Source organism: Alistipes sp., assembly GCF_048465635.1.
Lineage (GTDB): Bacteria > Bacteroidota > Bacteroidia > Bacteroidales > Rikenellaceae > Alistipes.
In genome coordinates, this window is sequence record NZ_DBFWLF010000017.1 from 173,223 (window position 1) to 189,870 (window position 16,648).

Sequence of the window (16,648 nt, forward strand, 5' to 3'; positions counted from 1 at the left end):
AAATTCCGTTCATTTCAATAAATAAAGGGGATGATCCGTTTGCGGTGGAGGCGCGTGAACTCCTCGCCGAACTCCCGTTCGTAGCGGCGGCGCAGCGAGGCGGCCCGGGGGGCGAGGTTGGCGAAGGTCCACCACGCGAATACCGCCCCGGCCCACGACCACGAAGCGATGGCGAAGCCCGTCCACTCCAGCAGTTCGCCGAAGTAGTTGGCCGACGAGACGTAGCGGAACATGCCGCCGCGGGGGATGTAGTGGCGCGTGTCGCCCGGCCGGCGGAGGTTGCGGATGATGTGGTCGGCGTGGAGGTTGACGGCCATGCCCGTCAGAAAGAGCGCGCCGCCGAGGTAGATATAGGGTTGCGAGAACCAGTCGGCGTAGTAGTCGGCGGGGGAGACGTAGAAGATCCAGCCGCCCTGCATCAGCGCGTTCAGCGTGTTGAAGATCATGCCCATCACGACGATGCCCAGCGGCATCTTCGACTGCCCGCGGATCAGCAGCGGGAAGATGAACGCCCGCTGGAGGTAGTGCGCCTGAAAGAGCAGAAAGAGCGCCAGCGGCCCGGCCTGCCACATTCGCTCGGACGAAGCCCAAAGGACGCACATGAAGAGGAAGACTGGGGCCTCCATCACCACCCAGCCGATGCGGTTGGGCACGGGCGGTCCGTAGCGGCGGTCGAACAGGTAGCCGTAACCCGCCTCGAAGAAGTGCAGCGCGACGAAGACCACGGCGGCCAAAGCGGCCATGACGATCAGAAAGAGGGTGAATGCGTGAGCCATTGCGTTTGGGTTTGCGGGCCGCAAGTTAGCGAAAATTTCGCGGGCCGCCAAGCCTCCGTCCGCCGAGATGTTGTTCGAAAGGGGAAAGGGTGGATGCAGGGTCAGGGAACGGCTCTCCCCTCCGCTGCAATTCCCGGTATTGCCTGACAGCGCGACCGAAGTCCCCTCCGAGGAGGGGATTTAGGGGTGGGTCAGATTTGAATACGCGGCCGCAGGCCGCGAGTGACAGCCTGCGGATCGAAAAACCGCGTCGGGGATTTTGGTGCTTTCCGGCGCTGAGGGAGCCGCGGGATCGTATGATGCGGGAGGTTCCCCTGCCGCTGCGGAACGTGATTAGACAGGGCCGCCGCGGGAGGTTCCTGCCGCCCGAATCAGAGCGACGAATAGATATCCATCAGCCGCCGGGCCACGGCGAACTCGGAGAATAGCTCCGCGCGGCGGCGGCAGCGGGCGCGCATCGTGCTGCGGTAATCCTCGTCGAAAAGCGTATGTTCGAGGGCGGCAGCCAGCTCGCCGACCGAGTGGGGACGCACGTAGAGCGCCGCATCGCCCGCGGCCTCGCGGTTGGTCGGGGTGTTGCTCAGCACCATCGGCAGTTCGCAGCGCAGCGCCTCGACCACTGGGATGATCGACGCCTCGACCTGAGCGTCGGGTACGTAAACGAATGCCCGGGCCAGCCGGAAGAGGGCCGGAAGGTCCTCCCGGGCGGGTTCGTAGAGGAAGTCGACCCGCGTTGCGATATGCCGGCTGCGCGCCAGCGCCAGCAGTCGGTCGGAGTAGGCCGTGCGGCGTCCGCAGACGACGATTCCGACCGGGAGTTCGGCGGCGAGCACCGCTTCGAAGACCGCATGGTGGTTGTGGCGCTCTTCGACGGTTCCCAGCATCAGGATAAAGTGCTCGGGCAGCGCATATTTATGTCTTACTGCCTCAAGTTTCGCTTTAGGCGGGTCCGGCTGCGGAGCGAGCGCCGCCAGCGGCATCACCACCTCGATCTTCCGGCGGTCGATGGATAGCTCCTCGGCCAGGTAGTCGCGCGCCGGGGTGTTGACCGTGATCACGCGCGAGGCGGTGCGCAGCGTGCGGCGGTAGTACCACAGGACGAAGGGGCGCTGCGGGAGCGGGAAGAGGTGGGGATAGCGCAGGAGGTTGAGGTTGGCGACCGTCATCACCGACGGCACGTTGCGCCGCCGCACGGAGAAGGGAACCGACCGGAAGCCGTGGTAGATGTCGACCGTCTTATAGGATTTGTCTTCAACGATATATTCGTGCTCCGGCGCGTGCCGCTTCAGAATTTTGGCAAGGTGTTGGGAGTAGGTTCCCGCGGGCGAGGCCGCGGGTGTGTCGAGTCCGATTTTCATAACAGTATTTAAAAAATTTCGTCTATGTGGCAAAAAAGTGTTAACTTCGCTGAAACTAAAGTCCCCTCCGTCATGAAGAGAATCCTCTGGCTCATGCTCTTCGCGCTGCTCGCTCCGGCGGCCGGCGCGGCTCAGAATATCGCGCTGGGCGAGCGTGCGCCCGAAGTGCGGCCCTCCGCTTGGCTCGGAGGCCGGCAGCCCGCCGGGGCCGAGATGACCTACGTCGAATTTTTCGTCGCCTCCAATCCGGCGTGCCGGACCTCGCTGGAACGGTTGAAGGAGTTGACGAGCAAATTAGGAACCAAACTGCGCGTGGTCGTGGTCGCCCGCGAAAAAGAGGAGCAGATCGCACCGGTGCTGGTTCCCTACCTCTCGCCGCAGATCGGCGCGGCGCTAGATCCCGAGGGCAAAATCTTCGCGGCGTACGGGGTGAGCTACGTGCCGTTCGGCGTGCTGACCGACGCGCGCAACCGTGCGCTGTGGATGGGCAACTCGCTGCAACTGACCGAACAAGTGATCGAACAAAGTAAATAAACACTATGTCCCACACCCGCATCGAGCATTACGAAAAAGAGTATGCCGACACGCACCACGATACGGCGCTGAACGTTACGCAAGGCGTTGAGGACCAGCCGATCGTAAACCCTTACTTCACACGCCGCAAGAAACGGGCCCTCACCACCGATGAGTACGTCGCCGGTATTCTGGCGGGCAATATCACCGTCCTTTCGCAGGCCATCACGCTCGTCGAGTCGAACAATCCCGACCACTACGCCCAGGCTCAGCAGATCATCGAGGCGTGCCTGCCGCACGCCGGCAATTCGGTGCGCATCGGCATTACGGGCGTGCCGGGAGCGGGCAAGTCGACCTTCATCGAGGCCGTCGGCAACATGGTCACCTCGCTGCGTCACAAGCTGGCGGTGCTGGCCATCGACCCCTCGTCGGAGCGCAGCGGCGGTTCGATTCTGGGCGACAAGACGCGCATGGAGAGCATTTCGACCAATCCCGACGTCTTCATCCGCCCCTCGCCCTCGGCGGGTTCGCTGGGCGGCGTGGCCCGCAAGACGCGCGAAACGGTGGTGCTGTGCGAGGCCGCGGGCTTCGACGTGATCTTCATCGAAACGGTCGGGGTCGGGCAGTCCGAGACCGCCGTGCACTCGATGGTGGACCTCTTCATGCTCCTGCAGATTTCGGGGGCGGGCGACGAGTTGCAGGGCATCAAGCGCGGCATCATGGAGATGGCCGACCTGATGGTCATCACCAAGGCCGACGGCGAGAACATTCACAAGGCCGAGCTGGCGCGCACCCAGTTTCAGGGGGCGCTGCGGCTCTTTCCCATGCCCGAATCGGGCTGGCGGCCGAAGGTCTACACCTCGTCGGCCGTGACCAAGACCGGGTTGGAGGAGGTTTGGAAAGGGGTGGAGGAGTACCTCGACCATATCAAGGCCAACGGCTACTTCCGTCACAACCGCAACCGGCAGAACAAATACTGGATGTACGAGTCGATCGACGAGGCGCTGCGCAACTCGTTCTACCGCGATCCGGCGATCGAGGCGCGCGTCGGCGATTACGAACGGCGCGTGCTGGAGGACCGCATCTCCTCGTTCGTGGCCGCCAAGGAGCTGCTGGACATCTACTTCGACGACGCGGCCAGCCGGAAGATCCGCTAACGCCTCTCCGGATCGGGATCGCGCCGCAAACTAAAGCGGCCTGCGTCCCAAAAGGGGACCGTCGAAAGGGGTTTGGCCGGATCGGTCCGTCGCCTGCCTGCTTATAGCACGACGCCGGTGTTGCGTGGCTTCGAACTTAAAAAACGATTGCACCCGTTTTGCGGGTGCAATCGTCATGAATACCGTACCGTCCTGCTTCGGACGGGTGTCGCGGGGAAGGTCCCTGAACCGTCGGTTCCGCCATTACCGGCCGCGAGACGGATCGCCCTCGGAGGAGCGGTACGGAAGCGCGGAGAGGCTTAGTGCGTGAAGACCTTGCCCTTCTGCCGGATGTTGTTCTCCAGCTTGATGCGCGACGGGGTGGGGTATTCGAGCTTTTCGAACTCGGCCACGGCGTTGCGGATGTCGTCCATCAGCATGTCGGCCATGTCGCGCGACATGCCCTGACGCACCACGATGCGCATCACGACCATATCCTCGATGTCCTTGGGCATGGTGTAGGCGGGAACCATCCAGCCGCTCTGCTGCAGGGTGGCCTGCAGGTCGAAGAGCGTCCACTTGGCCTGCTTCTGATACTCGGGGTCCATCATCCAGATGAACAGCGGGTTGACCACCTCTTCCGAATAGTTTTTGAAGCACTTCATCTCACCGATCTGGTCGTGGCAGTACTGGGCGATGTCCATCGAATTTTGCTGAATCTCCTTGTAACCCTCGAATCCCAGCCGGATGAAGTTGTAGTACTGGCCCAGAATCTGCGCAGCCGGACGCGAGAAGTTCAGGCCGACCTGCGTGATGTTGGCTCCCAGGTAGTTGACCGAGAAGGACATCTCCTCGGGCAGGTATTTCTTGTCTTTCCAGACGACCCAGCCCAGACCGGGGTAGACCAGCCCGTACTTGTGGCCCGACGTATTGATCGAAAGCACCCACTTGAGGCGGAAGTCCCACTTCTTCTCGGGGCGCAGGAACGGCAGGATAAAGCCGCCCGACGCTGCGTCAACGTGGATCGGAATCTCGTAACCCGTCTTCTCATTGTAGGCGTCCAGCGCCTTGTCCAGCCCCTCGATGTCATCGTCGAGACCCGTCCATGTCACGCCCGCGATGGGCACGATGCAGATGGTGTTCTCGTCGCACATGTCGAGCGCCTGCTGCGGGTCGAGCGTGATGTGCTCCAGCGTTAAAGGCACGGTGCGCATCTCGATCTGCCACAGCTGGCAGAACTTCTCCCAGACGACCTGGAACCCGGCGCTCATCACCAGGTTGGGCTTGTCGAAGGGTTTGCCCGCGGCCTTGCGGCGGTGACGCCACCGCAGCCATGCGGCCACGCCGCCCAACATGCACGCCTCCGACGAACCGATGCCCAGCGCACCGGTCTTCCACTCGGCCTGCTCGGGCGAGTTCCAGAGGTTGGCGATGATGTTGATGCAGCGGCCGCACATGACGGCCACACGCGGGTATTCCGTTTCGTCGATATAATTGACGTTGATCGCTTCGTTCATCAGCCGTGTGGCGTATTCGTCCATGTAGGTGGTGACGAACGTGGCCAGGTTCAGCCGCGGCTGGGTCTGGGGATAGGTTTCATCCTTGACTAACTGATACGCGATCTCGGGCGAGGTCTTCCCTTCGGGAATGCACTCCGTCGGGGCCGGCGACCGCATCTCCTTCGATCCGTAGATGTCGGTCAATGTGTCTTCGGTGGTGTGTTTTTGCTGCTCCATGATGCAATGAATTTGGTTTTACTGGCCGCATCGTTGCATGAACCGTGCCGGAGCAGGGGCGTCTGCGCGCTGCACCGGGGGCGAGTCGTAAGCGGGAGGCTGATTGGTTTTGTCCGGTTTCCGACTGGTAGGGCGGCGTGCAGCAGCCTCCGGGCGCGGAGGCCCGGGAAGATAGTTGCACCGGATGACCGTTGGTCGCACCAACGTAACACGCTTTCGATCGCCGAGCCTCGCGGCGTGCCGCCGCGTATACAAGTCTGACCCCACCCCCGACCCCTCCCTCGGGAGGGGCGAAGAACCTCAGGTATGAAGTTAAGCCTTTCGTGTTTCGATCTTACGGACCCGCGCGGGTTGTCCTGTTTTCGGCTGTTAAGCCGGCGGGCCGTAGCCTCCGGGCGCGGAGGCCCGCTTGTCGCGTGCACTCCGCAGGCTGCGCCCGAAAGAGAAATACGCTCCTTATAGGTTATGCTTATAAAGCACTTGTCTTTCGTAATTCGGTTCGGAGAACCGGCGGGCCGCAGGCAGCGCCCGAAAACTATCACTTTCTTTAATTATTCTGCGCCGCACCTGCACGCGCACTTCTGGAAACGGCGGGACTTGCGGTCGTCGGACGCCGAGCGCCCGGAACGGTTGTTCGATATGCTTTAGCTTTCGTGCCCGTTCAGCGAGAAGGAGGACGACCGCCCGCCGTTTTCTGCGTGCGCGGTTCTTTCGCCCTTTCTTTAAAGAAAGGGCAAGAGATTCGGTTCGAAGAGCCGGCGGGCCGCAGCCTCGCCCCGCGGAGGCCCGCTGATGCAGTCCTCCGCAGGCTGCGCCCTCCCATCACAATTGCATAACGTTGCAGTCTCTTGTACTTTTTGGCCGCAAAAAGTACCAAAAACTCTCCGACGGATGCCTCGGCTACTCCGGGCGGCCTAACGCTGGCTCCGGGCGACTATTCGCGGGTTTGCAAGCAAACCGTCCCCTCCGCTCGCGCTTTTAGTCCGCCCTGCGTTTAACGCCTGCGGCATCAAGTCGGATTTTTGGCGGCGCTACGCGACATTTGTTAAATTCGGCTCAAAGAGCCGACGGCCGCAGCCTCGCCCAGCGGAGGCCCGCTTGTCGCGTGCACTCCGCAGGCTGCCGCCCGAAAACTTTCCGCAAGCGCATCTCCGGCAGGCTGCTAAAGGAGCGCGATTATTGCGAAATCCCGACCTAAAATATATCTTTGCAGCGTGTAAACGGGAAAGTATGAAAAAACTGGTCGTATTCACGGGCGCGGGAATGAGCGCCGACAGCGGTCTGGCCACGTTCCGCGACGCGGATGGACTTTGGGCCAACCACCGCATCGAAGAGGTCTGCACCCCCGAGGCGCTTGCGCGCGACCGGGCCAAAGTGATCCGCTTCTATAACGAACGCCGCCGCGAAATGCTCCTTGCACGGCCCAATCCGGGGCACGAGGCGATCGCCGCGCTGGAGCGCGATTTCGCCGTCGAGGTCCTCACGCAGAACGTCGACAACCTCCACGAGCGCGCCGGCTCGACCCGCGTGACCCACCTGCACGGAGAGCTGACCAAGTTGCGCTCCATGCGCGACGAGGAGCTGATCGTCCCGATCGAGGGGTGGGAGCAGCCGCTCGACGCCACGGCTCCGGACGGCGCGCCGCTGCGTCCGCACATCGTCTTCTTCGGCGAGGCGGTCCCGCAGTTCGAACGCGCCGCGGCCATCGCTGCCCGGGCAGACGTGATGGTGGTCGTCGGAACGTCGCTGGCGGTCTATCCGGCGGCTTCGCTAGTGCGTTACGTGCGTGCGGACGTTCCGATCTTCGTGGTGGACCCAGGCATGCCCGACACTTCGGGCATCCGCAATCCGCTGACCCATATCCGCCGCCGGGCCGCCGAGGGGATGCCCCTGCTGGCGGAGCAGTTGCGGGAACTGCGGTAAGCAACCCCCACGAAAGATTCAATCGAATAGAATAGAGTGACTGTCTTTACCTTTATCGAAATTCTGGGTACGCTGGCCTTTGCCATCAGCGGTATCCGACTCGCCTCGGCCAAGCGCTTCGACTGGTTCGGGGCCTATGTCGTGGGCTTCACCACGGCCATCGGCGGCGGTACGCTGCGCGATCTGATGCTCTCCGTCACCCCGTTCTGGATGCTCGACGCCTCCTACCTGGTCGTCACGGCCGCCGCGCTGCTGCTGGTCGTCGGCTTCGGGCGCTACCTGATCCGGCTGAACAACACGTTCTTCATCTTTGACGCCATCGGTCTGGGCCTCTTCACGGTCGTCGGCATCGAAAAGACCCTGTCGGCCGGATTCCCGCTCTGGGTAGCCGTCATCATGGGCACGATCACCGGTGCGGCGGGCGGCGTGCTGCGCGACATCCTTATCAACGAGGTCCCGCTGATCTTCCGCAAGGAGATCTACGCGCTGGCCTGCGTCTTCGGCGGCGTGGTCTTCGGCCTCTGCCAGTGGGCGGGCCTTGTGGGCGGCGGGCTGCAGGTGGTCACCGCCGCGAGCGTCATCGCCGCACGCATCGTCGCCGTCCGCTTCGGCCTGCGGCTTCCCGTGCTCAAATAGGCGATCCGACTTCTGATCTTCTGTCCCGATCGGGTCCGTTCATTTATTTTATTTTTTAATTGCGTATTTCAAAAGGAAATAGCTATCTTTGTGTTCGCAAAATAACAATGCACGCAAAATACGGGAATATTCAACTAACTTAAATTTATTTTTGCTATGAAAGTTTCTCATATCGAGCACTTAGGTGTTGCTGTCAAGAGCCTCGACGAGGCGATTCCCTATTGGGAGAACGTATTGGGCCTGAAGTGCTACGCCATCGAGGAGGTCCCCGACCAGAAGGTCCGCACGGCGTTCTTCATGCTGGGTCAGACCAAGATCGAGCTGCTGGAGCCCACCTCCGAGGAGTCGACCATCGCCAAATACATCGAGAACCGCGGCGTGGGCATTCACCACATGGCGCTCGCCTGCGAGAACATCGAGGAGCAGCTGGCCGACGCCGAGGCCAAGGGCATCCGCCTGATCGACAAGACCCCGCGCAAGGGAGCCGAGGGCATGACCATCGCTTTCCTGCATCCCAAGTCGACCCAGGGCATCCTGACGGAACTTTGCGAGAACAAGAATAAATAGTTCGCCTGTTTCCGGAGCCGTTTTTTCGCATCCCGCCGGAAAGTTCCCGCCGAGGCGGGGATTCGTGGGCGTGGCGGACTTGTAAGCAATACCGAAAGCGGCGGCCTTCCGGAAAGGTAAAACGATAAAATTCCATTCATTCACTATGAGCCAAATACAGGAAAAGATCAGCCAGCTGATCGACAACCGCGAGACCGCGCGTTTGGGCGGAGGCCAGAAGGCGATCGACAAACAACACGAGAAGGGCAAGTACACGGCCCGCGAGCGCATCCAGATGCTGCTGGACGAAGGCAGCTTCGAGGAGTTCGACATGTTCGTAACGCACCGCTGCTACGACTTCGGCATGGAGCGGAAGCACACCTTCGGCGATGGCGTGGTGACCGGTTACGGTACGATCGGAGGCCGTCTGGTCTACGTGTTCGCCCAGGACTTCACCGTCACGGCGGGTTCGCTCTCGCTCTCGATGTCCGACAAGATCTGCAAGGTCATGGACATGGCCCTGCGTAACGGCGCGCCCTGCATCGGCATGAACGATTCGGGCGGCGCACGTATCCAGGAGGGCGTCAACGCGCTGGCCGGCTACGCCAACATCTTCCAGCGCAACGTCATGTCGTCGGGCGTCATTCCGCAGATTTCGGCCATCTTCGGCCCCTGCGCCGGCGGTGCGGTCTATTCGCCCGCGCTGACCGACTTCATCATCATGAAGAAGGAGACCTCGAACATGTTCCTCACCGGCCCGAAGGTCGTCAAGACCGTGACGGGCGAGGACGTGACGCAGGAGCAGCTGGGCGGTGCGGTGATGCACACCACCCGTTCGGGCGTGGCTCAGTTCGCCGTCGACACCGAGGAGGAGGGCATCACGCTCATCCGCAAGCTGCTTTCGTACATGCCGCAGAACAACATGGAGGACGCTCCGCTGGCGGTCTGCACCGACAAGATCACCCGTCTGGAGGATTCGCTCAACGAGATCATCCCCGACAGCGCCAACAAACCCTACGACATGGCCGAGGTTATCAAGGCCATCGTCGACGACGGCGAGTTCCTGGAGTCGGCCGCCGGCTACGCCAAGAACATCATCACCTGCTTCGCCCGCTTCAACGGCCAGTCGGTCGGCATCATCGCCAACCAGCCCAAGTTCATGGCCGGCGTGCTGGACATCAATGCCAGCCGCAAGGCCGCCCGCTTCGTGCGCTTCTGCGACGCGTTCAACATTCCGCTGGTGACGCTGGTCGACGTTCCGGGCTTCCTGCCGGGCACGACGCAGGAGTACGGCGGCGTGATCACCCACGGAGCCAAGCTGCTCTTCGCCTACTGCGAGGCTACGGTTCCCAAGATCACCGTCACGCTGCGCAAAGCCTACGGCGGCGCCTACATCGTCATGTCGTCGAAGCACATCCGCGGCGACATCAACTACGCATGGCCGACGGCCGAGATCGCTGTGATGGGCGCGAGCGGCGCCGTCGAGGTGCTCTACGGCAAGGAGCTGAAGGAGCTGACCGACCCGGCCGAGCGCGCCGCGTTCATCGCCGAGAAGGAGAAGGAGTACAACGACAAGTTCTCCAACCCCTACAACGCCGCCCGCTACGGCTATATCGACGATGTGATCGAGCCGCGCAACACGCGCTTCCGCATCATCCGCGCGTTGCAGTCGCTCTCGACCAAGCGCTTGCAGAATCCGGCCAAGAAGCATTCGAACATTCCCCTCTAACAGACTATTAGACTATGAGATTCTTATCGGTTATGGATTGGGACTGGTCGGAGATGCTGTGGGTGGCGCTGATCAGCATCTGCTTGGTGTTCATCATGCTGCTGCTGCTGGTGTGGGTCATGAAGCTCTTCGGTTTCGTGTTCGCGCGCCGCAGCCCCTCCGACGCTGCGGCCAGCGCTGTGGTGCAGGGACAGCTGCACGAAGAGGAGATCGCCGCCATCGCTACGGCCCTGCAGCTCTATCAGAGCGAGCTGCACGACCGCGAGTCGGAGGTGCTGACCATCATGAGCATCAAACGCGCCTACTCGCCCTGGAACTCCAAGATCCACGGCTTAACCCAGTTGCCCGACAGAAAATAAGCAAGCAAGAAACATGAAAGATTACTCACTGAAAATCAACGGACAGAATTACGACGTGCAGATCGACAAGGTGAACGAGACCTCGACCATCGCGCACGTGATCGTCAACGGCACACCCTACGAGGTGGAGATCGCCGGAGCCAAAGGCTCGGTGTCCACCAAACCGCAGGTAGCGCCCGCTCCCCCCGAGGCCGACAGCGCCCAGATCACCCCTGTGACGGCGGTCCCGTCACCCCGCGTGGCCGCTTCCGCGCCCGCGTCGGGCTATGCGGTGAAGTGTCCGCTGCCGGGCACGGTGCTCAGCATCAAGGTCGCCGTGGGCGACAAGATCGCCGCGGGTCAGACGCTCGTGGTGCTCGAAGCCATGAAGATGGAGAACAACATCGACGCCGACCGCGCCGGTGTCGTCAAGGAGATTCTCGTCCAGCAGGGCGCTACGGTAATGGAGGGCGATAAACTTGTGGTGATCGGATAGTTTATGGGTACGCTGCTGACCTCCTCTACGGACTTCGTGGGCGAAAGCCTGCTCAAATTCGTCGACTCCACCGGTGTCGCGGGGTTCTTCTCCGCGATGGGCTGGGGGAGCGTGGCGATGATCTGCGTGGCTTTCTTCCTGCTCTATCTGGCCATCCGGCATAAGTTCGAACCGCTGCTGCTGTTCACCATCGCGTTCGGCATGCTGCTGACGAACCTGCCCGGAGCCAACCTCTACCATACGGAACTCTTCGCGGGCGGACACGTCCACTGGGATATTTTCGTGGGCCAGGCCGGCCTTCTGGACTACCTCTACCTGGGTGTCAAGCTGGGCATCTATCCGTGTCTGATCTTCGTGGGCGTGGGTGCGATGACCGACTTCGGCCCGCTGATCGCCAACCCTAAGAGCTTCCTGCTGGGCGCTGCCGCCCAGATCGGCATCTTCGCTACGTTCCTGGGGGCCTATGCGCTGGGCTTCTCGCCCGCGCAGGCCGGTTCGATCGGCATCATCGGCGGTGCGGACGGCCCGACGGCCATCTACCTCACCTCGTTCCTCGCTCCCGAACTGCTCGGCCCGATCGCCGTGGCGGCCTACTCCTACATGGCTCTCGTGCCGATGATTCAGCCGCCCATCATGCGGGGGCTGACCACCCGCAAGGAGCGCGCCATCAAGATGCGGACGCTGCGCACGGTGTCCAAGACCGAACGGATCCTCTTCCCGATCATCATCACGGTTATCATCTCGCTGCTGCTGCCGAGCGCCACGCCGCTGATCGGCTGCCTGATGCTGGGCAACCTGATGAAGGAGTCCGGGGTGGTCGACCGCCTGTCGAAGACCGTGCAGAACGAGCTGATGAACATCGTGGTGATCTTCCTGGGCCTCACCGTCGGCGCTACGGCGACCGCCGAAGCGTTCCTCAATGTCCGCACGCTGGGAATCCTCGTGCTGGGCGTGCTGGCGTTCTGCCTGGGAACCGCGGGCGGCGTGCTGCTGGCCAAGCTGATGAACCTCTTCCTCAAGGAGGGGAACAAGATCAATCCGCTGATCGGTTCGGCAGGCGTTTCCGCCGTGCCGATGGCCGCCCGCGTGTCGCAGACCGAGGGCGTCAAGGCCGATCCGTCGAACTACCTGCTGATGCACGCCATGGGCCCCAACGTGGCCGGCGTGGTCGGCTCGGCCGTCGCTGCGGGTATTCTGCTCTCGTTCCTCGGATAGCGGAGCTTTTCAAGCCATTTGTTCGGACCCGGCAGGCGTTTGTCTGCCGGGTCCGGTTTTTTGTGCCTGTTTGCGCGGCCGGCGGTTTCGGTCCGATCGGTCCTGCTGGCTGCCTTCGGTCGCAAGTGTCGGGGGCGTTTCGAATCCCCCGGCGGCTGGGCATGTTCCCGAACGCGCAAGGACGTTGATTTTTAGCCGCGAGGGGTGAAATTTTCCGGCTTTGCCTTGTGTTCTCGAAAACTTTTCGTACCTTTGCGCACCCGTAATATGCGGGAAAAGGATTACAACAAGTTAAATTAAACGTAAAAACAGTGGATTCATTAAGCTACAAGACTATCTCGGCGAGTGCTGCGACCGTCACCAAGGAGTGGGTGGTGATCGACGCCAACGGCGAGGTATTGGGACGTCTTGCATCGCAGGTCGCGAAGATCCTCCGAGGCAAGAACAAGCCCTGCTACACCCCCCACGCGGATTGCGGCGACTACGTCGTGGTCATCAACGCGGACAAGGTGAAGCTCACGGGCAACAAGATGACCGACAAGGTCTACACGCGTCACACGGGTTACCCCGGCGGCCAGCGCTTCACCACGCCGGCGGAGTACCTGGTAAAGAAACCGACGTTCATCGTCGAGAAGGCCGTCAAGGGCATGCTGCCCAAGACCCGTCTGGGCGAGCGTCTTCTGATGAACCTGAAGGTGTACGCCGGCGCCGAGCATCCGCACGCCGCCCAGAACCCCAGGACGATTAAGTTAAACGAGATTAAGTAAGAGTTATGGAAGTTGTAAACACCGTAGGTCGTCGCAAGGCCGCTGTGGCTCGCGTATACGTGAAGCCGGGCAAGGGGCAGATTACAATCAACCGCAAAGCGCTCGAGGTTTACTTCCCGCTCGAGATTCTCCAGTACCAGGTCAAGCAGCCGCTGCTGGCCACCAACACGGTGGAGAATTACGACATCGTCATCAACCTCGATGGCGGTGGTATCACGGGACAGGCTTCGGCAGCTCGTCTGGGCATCGCACGTGCCCTGTGCGAGATTGACGCCGAGATGCGTCCGACCCTCAAGAAGGCCGGATTCCTCACGCGCGATCCCCGCGAGGTTGAGCGTAAGAAGCCCGGTCAGCCCGGAGCACGTCGCAAGTTCCAGTTCAGCAAGCGTTAATCCGCCGCGAACGACCGAATTTTCGGCAATGCACGGCGTCGGTCGCCAAAACGTGGGGACTACCTATATAATATAATCGGTATTACCTTGCGTTTGCCACGCCGCGGAAAACGTCCCGGGATCGGGAGACCCGCTACCCGGAGCGTTGATGAAAAGAGAATTAAAATTACAAACACGCATCAAAATGTCACGTACTGATTTTAATACATTACTGGAAGCCGGCGCGCACTTCGGTCACCTGAAGCGCAAGTGGAACCCCAAAATGGCTCCTTACATCTTCATGGAGAAGAACGGCATCCACATCATCGACCTGCACAAGACCGTGCTCAAGATCGATGAGGCCGCCGCAGCCATCAAGCAGATCGCCAAGAGCGGTCGCCGCGTGCTGTTCGTCGCCACCAAGAAACAAGCCAAAGAGATCGTTGCCGAAAAGGTGGCAGCCGTCGGAATGCCTTACGTCACCGAGCGTTGGGCCGGCGGTATGCTGACAAACTTCCCCACGATACGCAAAGCCGTCAAGAAAATGGCCACCATCGACAAGATGACCACCGACGGCACGTTCGATAACTTCTCCAAGCGCGAGAAGCTCCAGATCGCGCGTCAGCGCGCCAAGCTCGAGAAGAACCTCGGTTCGATCGCCGACCTTACGCGCCTTCCGGCCGCCCTGTTCGTCGTCGACGTACAGAAGGAGTCCAACGCCGTCCGTGAGGCCAAGCGACTGAGCATCCCCGTATTTGCCATGGTAGACACTTGTTGTGATCCGACCGACATTGATTACGTTATACCGGCAAATGACGATGCTTCCAAGTCGATCGCCGTGGTCATCGAAGCCATGTGCGCCGCAATCGCCGAGGGCACGGAGGAGCGCAAGCTCGAGAAGGAGAAAGAGGCCCAGGAGGCCGAGGCTTCGGCCGACGCCGCTCCCCGCAAGGAGGGCAAACCCCGCATCAAGAAAGCCGTGAGGGCTACGGTCGATGCCGAGGAAGAGGCCGTCAGGGAGGTGGTGGCCGCGGTGGAGACTCCCTTCGAGGAGCCTGCAGCGGTGGCTGAGGTCGAGGTCGTGGCGGTCGCCGAGACGGCTGAACCCGCTGCTGAGCCTGCTGCCGAAGTCAAGGCAGAGTAATTGCACCGAAGAAGTTAATCACGAATAAAAAAGCAAAAGATATGGAAATCAAAGCAGCTGATGTAATGAAGCTCCGTAAGATGACCGGCGCCGGGATGATGGACTGTAAGAAGGCCCTCGAAGAGGCGAACGGCGATTACGACCGCGCTCAGGACATTATCCGCGAAAAGGGCAAGCTGGTCGTGGCCAAGCGTGCCGACCGCACCGCTACCGAGGGCGTGGTCGTGACGAAGATCGTCGGCCAAAAGGCCTACATGCTCTGCCTGGCCTGCGAGACCGACTTCGTGGCTCAGAACGCCGAGTACTCCGCTTCGGCCAACGCCATGCTGGAGGTTGCCGTCGCCGCCGACGCCGCCGACCGCGACGCCCTGCTGGCCGCCAAGAACGCCGAAGGCCGTACGGTCGAGGAGCTGGTGACCGAGAAATCGGGCCAGACGGGCGAGAAGATCGAGCTGGCGTTCTACGCCCGCATCGAGGCTCCCTACTGCGCCGCCTATGTACACTTCAATAAGAAGCTGGGCACGATCCTGGGCTTCAACAAGGAGGTTCCCGCCGAGGTGGCCCACACCGTCGCCATGCAGGCTACGGCGATGGCTCCCGTTTCGATCTCGGAGGCCGACTGCCCCGCCGACGTGGTGGAGCACGAGCGCAAGATCGCCGTCGAGGCCATGAAGCAGGACCCGAAGAACGCCAACAAACCCGAAGCCATTCTGGAGAAGATCGCCGAGGGCAAGATGCGCAAGTTCTTCGAGGAGAACACGCTGCTCAACCAGTGCGTGGTAGGCGAGAAGGAGTCGATCGCCGACTTCATCCACAAGGCCGACAAAGAGGCTACGGTGATCGCCTACAAGCGCTTCGCGCTGGGCGAATAATCCGAAGCATTATACAGGAAAAGCAGGGCTGAATACTTTCAGCCCTGCTTTTTATTATAGGTGGGGGTGGATAATTGCCGCAGAATCCGGCCGGACTCAAAGCGAAAGGATAGTCGATAGTTGTCACGAACCTGATCGGCAGAAAGGGTAGGGCGGTGTCGTTGCGAACTGCGGCTGAACAGCGGGGAGCCGGCCAATGCGCAAACCCCGACCCATCGAAAGGGTAGGGCAGTCGGGCAAGACGCACGGTTTCGCGGATAGGACCGGGGCTGCGTGCACACGGCGCAACTCGTGTTTTTTGCCGTGCGCTGCGCTGCGGGGACGGTACGGCGATCAGGCTTGCGCGCAGTGGTACGGACTGCCGACCCGGAAAGGTGCGAAAAAATCGGCAGAAGCTCCTGCAAAAGAGACCTTACGATTTGTGAATCAAAAAAGTTTATCCTAATTTTGTTCACCCGACCAAACCAGCAATGAATCCGGAAACCCAGACGAACCGTTTTGAATTCGGACAGTTGTATACCCAGTGGTATCGGCGGTTCGTGGTCATCGCCCGCCGATACGTCCGGGATGCAGTGGTCGCCGAAGACCTGGTGACGGACAGTTTCGTCGCATTCTGGGAGAACCGCGAGCGGCTGGCGGACGATCTGAATGCCCCGGCCTATCTGCTGACGTCGGTCAAGAACAACTGCCTGAACTACCTGCAGGCCCAGCAGACCCACCTGCGCATCCAGAAACACCTTCACGGCAGGCAATACCGGATGGTGTCGGCCAATATCGCCTCGCTCGAAGCGTGCGATCCGGAGCGGCTCTTCGCCGAAGAGGTGTCGCAGATCGTGCGGCAGGCGCTCTCGACCATGCCCGAACTCACGCGCATCGTCTTCGAAGCCAACCGTTTCTACGACAAGACCTACGCCGAGATCGCCCGCGAGCAGGGGATCACCGTCCGCCGCGTCACCTCCGAGATGCAGCGTGCGCTGGCCCTGCTGCGCGCCGAGTTGAAAGACTATCTGCCGGTGGCGCTCATCCTGTTGGGAATCAAAGAAATAAGTTAGTAAAATATTTACACAATATCTTAAAAATATTTATTTGCAT

Annotated in this window: 17 protein-coding genes; 14 read left to right on the forward strand and 3 right to left on the reverse strand. The window is 61.1% G+C overall.

The window, feature by feature from the left end; genetic code table 11:
* Positions 1–14: 14 nt before the first annotated feature.
* Positions 15–776 carry a DUF1295 domain-containing protein gene (locus tag ACMO9O_RS07105; protein WP_418983132.1) on the reverse strand — a complete coding sequence of 254 codons (762 nt, stop codon included), beginning with the start codon at positions 774–776 and terminating at the stop codon, positions 15–17.
* 371 nt (positions 777–1,147) lie between these two features.
* The gene (locus ACMO9O_RS07110) at positions 1,148–2,134 is read right to left on the reverse strand and encodes a glycosyltransferase family 4 protein (protein WP_418983133.1); all 987 of its coding nucleotides are present in this window, start codon (positions 2,132–2,134) and stop codon (positions 1,148–1,150) included.
* A gap of 72 nt (positions 2,135–2,206) precedes the next feature.
* On the opposite strand from ACMO9O_RS07110, the gene ACMO9O_RS07115 reads away from it, so the two are divergent.
* Together ACMO9O_RS07115 and meaB are read left to right on the forward strand one after the other, a co-directional pair.
* On the forward strand, positions 2,207–2,668 hold the full coding sequence (locus ACMO9O_RS07115) for a hypothetical protein (RefSeq protein ID WP_418983134.1): 462 nt from the start codon (positions 2,207–2,209) through the stop codon (positions 2,666–2,668).
* Between the two features lie 5 nt (positions 2,669–2,673).
* Complete coding sequence (gene meaB, locus ACMO9O_RS07120; protein ID WP_418983135.1) at positions 2,674–3,804, forward strand: methylmalonyl Co-A mutase-associated GTPase MeaB; 1,131 nt, start codon at positions 2,674–2,676, stop codon at positions 3,802–3,804.
* 299 nt (positions 3,805–4,103) lie between these two features.
* Here meaB and ACMO9O_RS07125 read toward each other — a convergent pair whose 3' ends face one another.
* A complete protein-coding gene (locus ACMO9O_RS07125) occupies positions 4,104–5,519 on the reverse strand; it encodes a glutamate decarboxylase (RefSeq protein WP_418983136.1) in 1,416 nt (471 codons plus the stop codon).
* Positions 5,520–6,749: 1,230 nt separating this feature from the next.
* Between ACMO9O_RS07125 and ACMO9O_RS07130 the strand changes: the two genes are divergently transcribed.
* The 12 genes from ACMO9O_RS07130 to ACMO9O_RS07185 all read left to right on the forward strand — a co-directional run bounded on the left by ACMO9O_RS07130 (position 6,750) and on the right by ACMO9O_RS07185 (position 16,608).
* The gene (locus ACMO9O_RS07130; RefSeq protein ID WP_418983137.1) at positions 6,750–7,442 is read left to right on the forward strand and encodes a Sir2 family NAD-dependent protein deacetylase; all 693 of its coding nucleotides are present in this window, start codon (positions 6,750–6,752) and stop codon (positions 7,440–7,442) included.
* A gap of 36 nt (positions 7,443–7,478) precedes the next feature.
* Positions 7,479–8,078, forward strand: a complete 600-nt coding sequence (locus ACMO9O_RS07135; protein WP_418983138.1) for a trimeric intracellular cation channel family protein — start codon at positions 7,479–7,481, stop codon at positions 8,076–8,078.
* Positions 8,079–8,234: 156 nt separating this feature from the next.
* The gene (gene mce / locus ACMO9O_RS07140) at positions 8,235–8,645 is read left to right on the forward strand and encodes a methylmalonyl-CoA epimerase (RefSeq protein ID WP_418983139.1); all 411 of its coding nucleotides are present in this window, start codon (positions 8,235–8,237) and stop codon (positions 8,643–8,645) included.
* A 145-nt stretch (positions 8,646–8,790) separates the two neighbouring features.
* Positions 8,791–10,353 (forward strand): acyl-CoA carboxylase subunit beta, encoded by a 1,563-nt coding sequence (locus ACMO9O_RS07145; RefSeq protein ID WP_418983141.1) that lies wholly within the window; start codon positions 8,791–8,793, stop codon positions 10,351–10,353.
* Positions 10,354–10,367: 14 nt separating this feature from the next.
* Positions 10,368–10,712, forward strand: coding sequence for an OadG family protein (locus tag ACMO9O_RS07150; protein WP_418983143.1), 345 nt, complete (start codon positions 10,368–10,370; stop codon positions 10,710–10,712).
* Positions 10,713–10,725: 13 nt separating this feature from the next.
* Positions 10,726–11,187 (forward strand): biotin/lipoyl-containing protein, encoded by a 462-nt coding sequence (locus tag ACMO9O_RS07155; RefSeq protein WP_418983144.1) that lies wholly within the window; start codon positions 10,726–10,728, stop codon positions 11,185–11,187.
* 3 nt (positions 11,188–11,190) lie between these two features.
* The gene (locus tag ACMO9O_RS07160; RefSeq protein WP_418983146.1) at positions 11,191–12,402 is read left to right on the forward strand and encodes a sodium ion-translocating decarboxylase subunit beta; all 1,212 of its coding nucleotides are present in this window, start codon (positions 11,191–11,193) and stop codon (positions 12,400–12,402) included.
* A gap of 311 nt (positions 12,403–12,713) precedes the next feature.
* Positions 12,714–13,169 (forward strand): 50S ribosomal protein L13, encoded by a 456-nt coding sequence (rplM, locus tag ACMO9O_RS07165; RefSeq protein WP_418983148.1) that lies wholly within the window; start codon positions 12,714–12,716, stop codon positions 13,167–13,169.
* A 5-nt stretch (positions 13,170–13,174) separates the two neighbouring features.
* Complete coding sequence (gene rpsI, locus ACMO9O_RS07170) at positions 13,175–13,561, forward strand: 30S ribosomal protein S9 (RefSeq protein ID WP_418983149.1); 387 nt, start codon at positions 13,175–13,177, stop codon at positions 13,559–13,561.
* Positions 13,562–13,745: 184 nt separating this feature from the next.
* Entirely contained in the window at positions 13,746–14,684 is a 939-nt protein-coding gene (rpsB, locus tag ACMO9O_RS07175; protein ID WP_418983150.1) for a 30S ribosomal protein S2, read from the forward strand.
* Positions 14,685–14,725: 41 nt separating this feature from the next.
* Positions 14,726–15,556 (forward strand): translation elongation factor Ts, encoded by an 831-nt coding sequence (gene tsf / locus ACMO9O_RS07180; protein WP_418983151.1) that lies wholly within the window; start codon positions 14,726–14,728, stop codon positions 15,554–15,556.
* A 470-nt stretch (positions 15,557–16,026) separates the two neighbouring features.
* Positions 16,027–16,608 carry an RNA polymerase sigma-70 factor gene (locus tag ACMO9O_RS07185; RefSeq protein ID WP_418983152.1) on the forward strand — a complete coding sequence of 194 codons (582 nt, stop codon included), beginning with the start codon at positions 16,027–16,029 and terminating at the stop codon, positions 16,606–16,608.
* Positions 16,609–16,648: the final 40 nt, after the last annotated feature.

Coding starts and splice junctions, on each gene's coding strand:
- ACMO9O_RS07105 (WP_418983132.1), bottom strand. CDS start 776: ATGGCTCACGCATTCACCCTCTTTCTGATCGTCATGGCCGCTTTGGCC.
- ACMO9O_RS07110 (WP_418983133.1), bottom strand. CDS start 2,134: ATGAAAATCGGACTCGACACACCCGCGGCCTCGCCCGCGGGAACCTAC.
- ACMO9O_RS07115 (WP_418983134.1), top strand. CDS start 2,207: ATGAAGAGAATCCTCTGGCTCATGCTCTTCGCGCTGCTCGCTCCGGCG.
- meaB (WP_418983135.1), top strand. CDS start 2,674: ATGTCCCACACCCGCATCGAGCATTACGAAAAAGAGTATGCCGACACG.
- ACMO9O_RS07125 (WP_418983136.1), bottom strand. CDS start 5,519: ATGGAGCAGCAAAAACACACCACCGAAGACACATTGACCGACATCTAC.
- ACMO9O_RS07130 (WP_418983137.1), top strand. CDS start 6,750: ATGAAAAAACTGGTCGTATTCACGGGCGCGGGAATGAGCGCCGACAGC.
- mce (WP_418983139.1), top strand. CDS start 8,235: ATGAAAGTTTCTCATATCGAGCACTTAGGTGTTGCTGTCAAGAGCCTC.
- ACMO9O_RS07145 (WP_418983141.1), top strand. CDS start 8,791: ATGAGCCAAATACAGGAAAAGATCAGCCAGCTGATCGACAACCGCGAG.
- ACMO9O_RS07150 (WP_418983143.1), top strand. CDS start 10,368: ATGAGATTCTTATCGGTTATGGATTGGGACTGGTCGGAGATGCTGTGG.
- ACMO9O_RS07155 (WP_418983144.1), top strand. CDS start 10,726: ATGAAAGATTACTCACTGAAAATCAACGGACAGAATTACGACGTGCAG.
- ACMO9O_RS07160 (WP_418983146.1), top strand. CDS start 11,191: ATGGGTACGCTGCTGACCTCCTCTACGGACTTCGTGGGCGAAAGCCTG.
- rpsI (WP_418983149.1), top strand. CDS start 13,175: ATGGAAGTTGTAAACACCGTAGGTCGTCGCAAGGCCGCTGTGGCTCGC.
- rpsB (WP_418983150.1), top strand. CDS start 13,746: ATGTCACGTACTGATTTTAATACATTACTGGAAGCCGGCGCGCACTTC.
- tsf (WP_418983151.1), top strand. CDS start 14,726: ATGGAAATCAAAGCAGCTGATGTAATGAAGCTCCGTAAGATGACCGGC.
- ACMO9O_RS07185 (WP_418983152.1), top strand. CDS start 16,027: ATGAATCCGGAAACCCAGACGAACCGTTTTGAATTCGGACAGTTGTAT.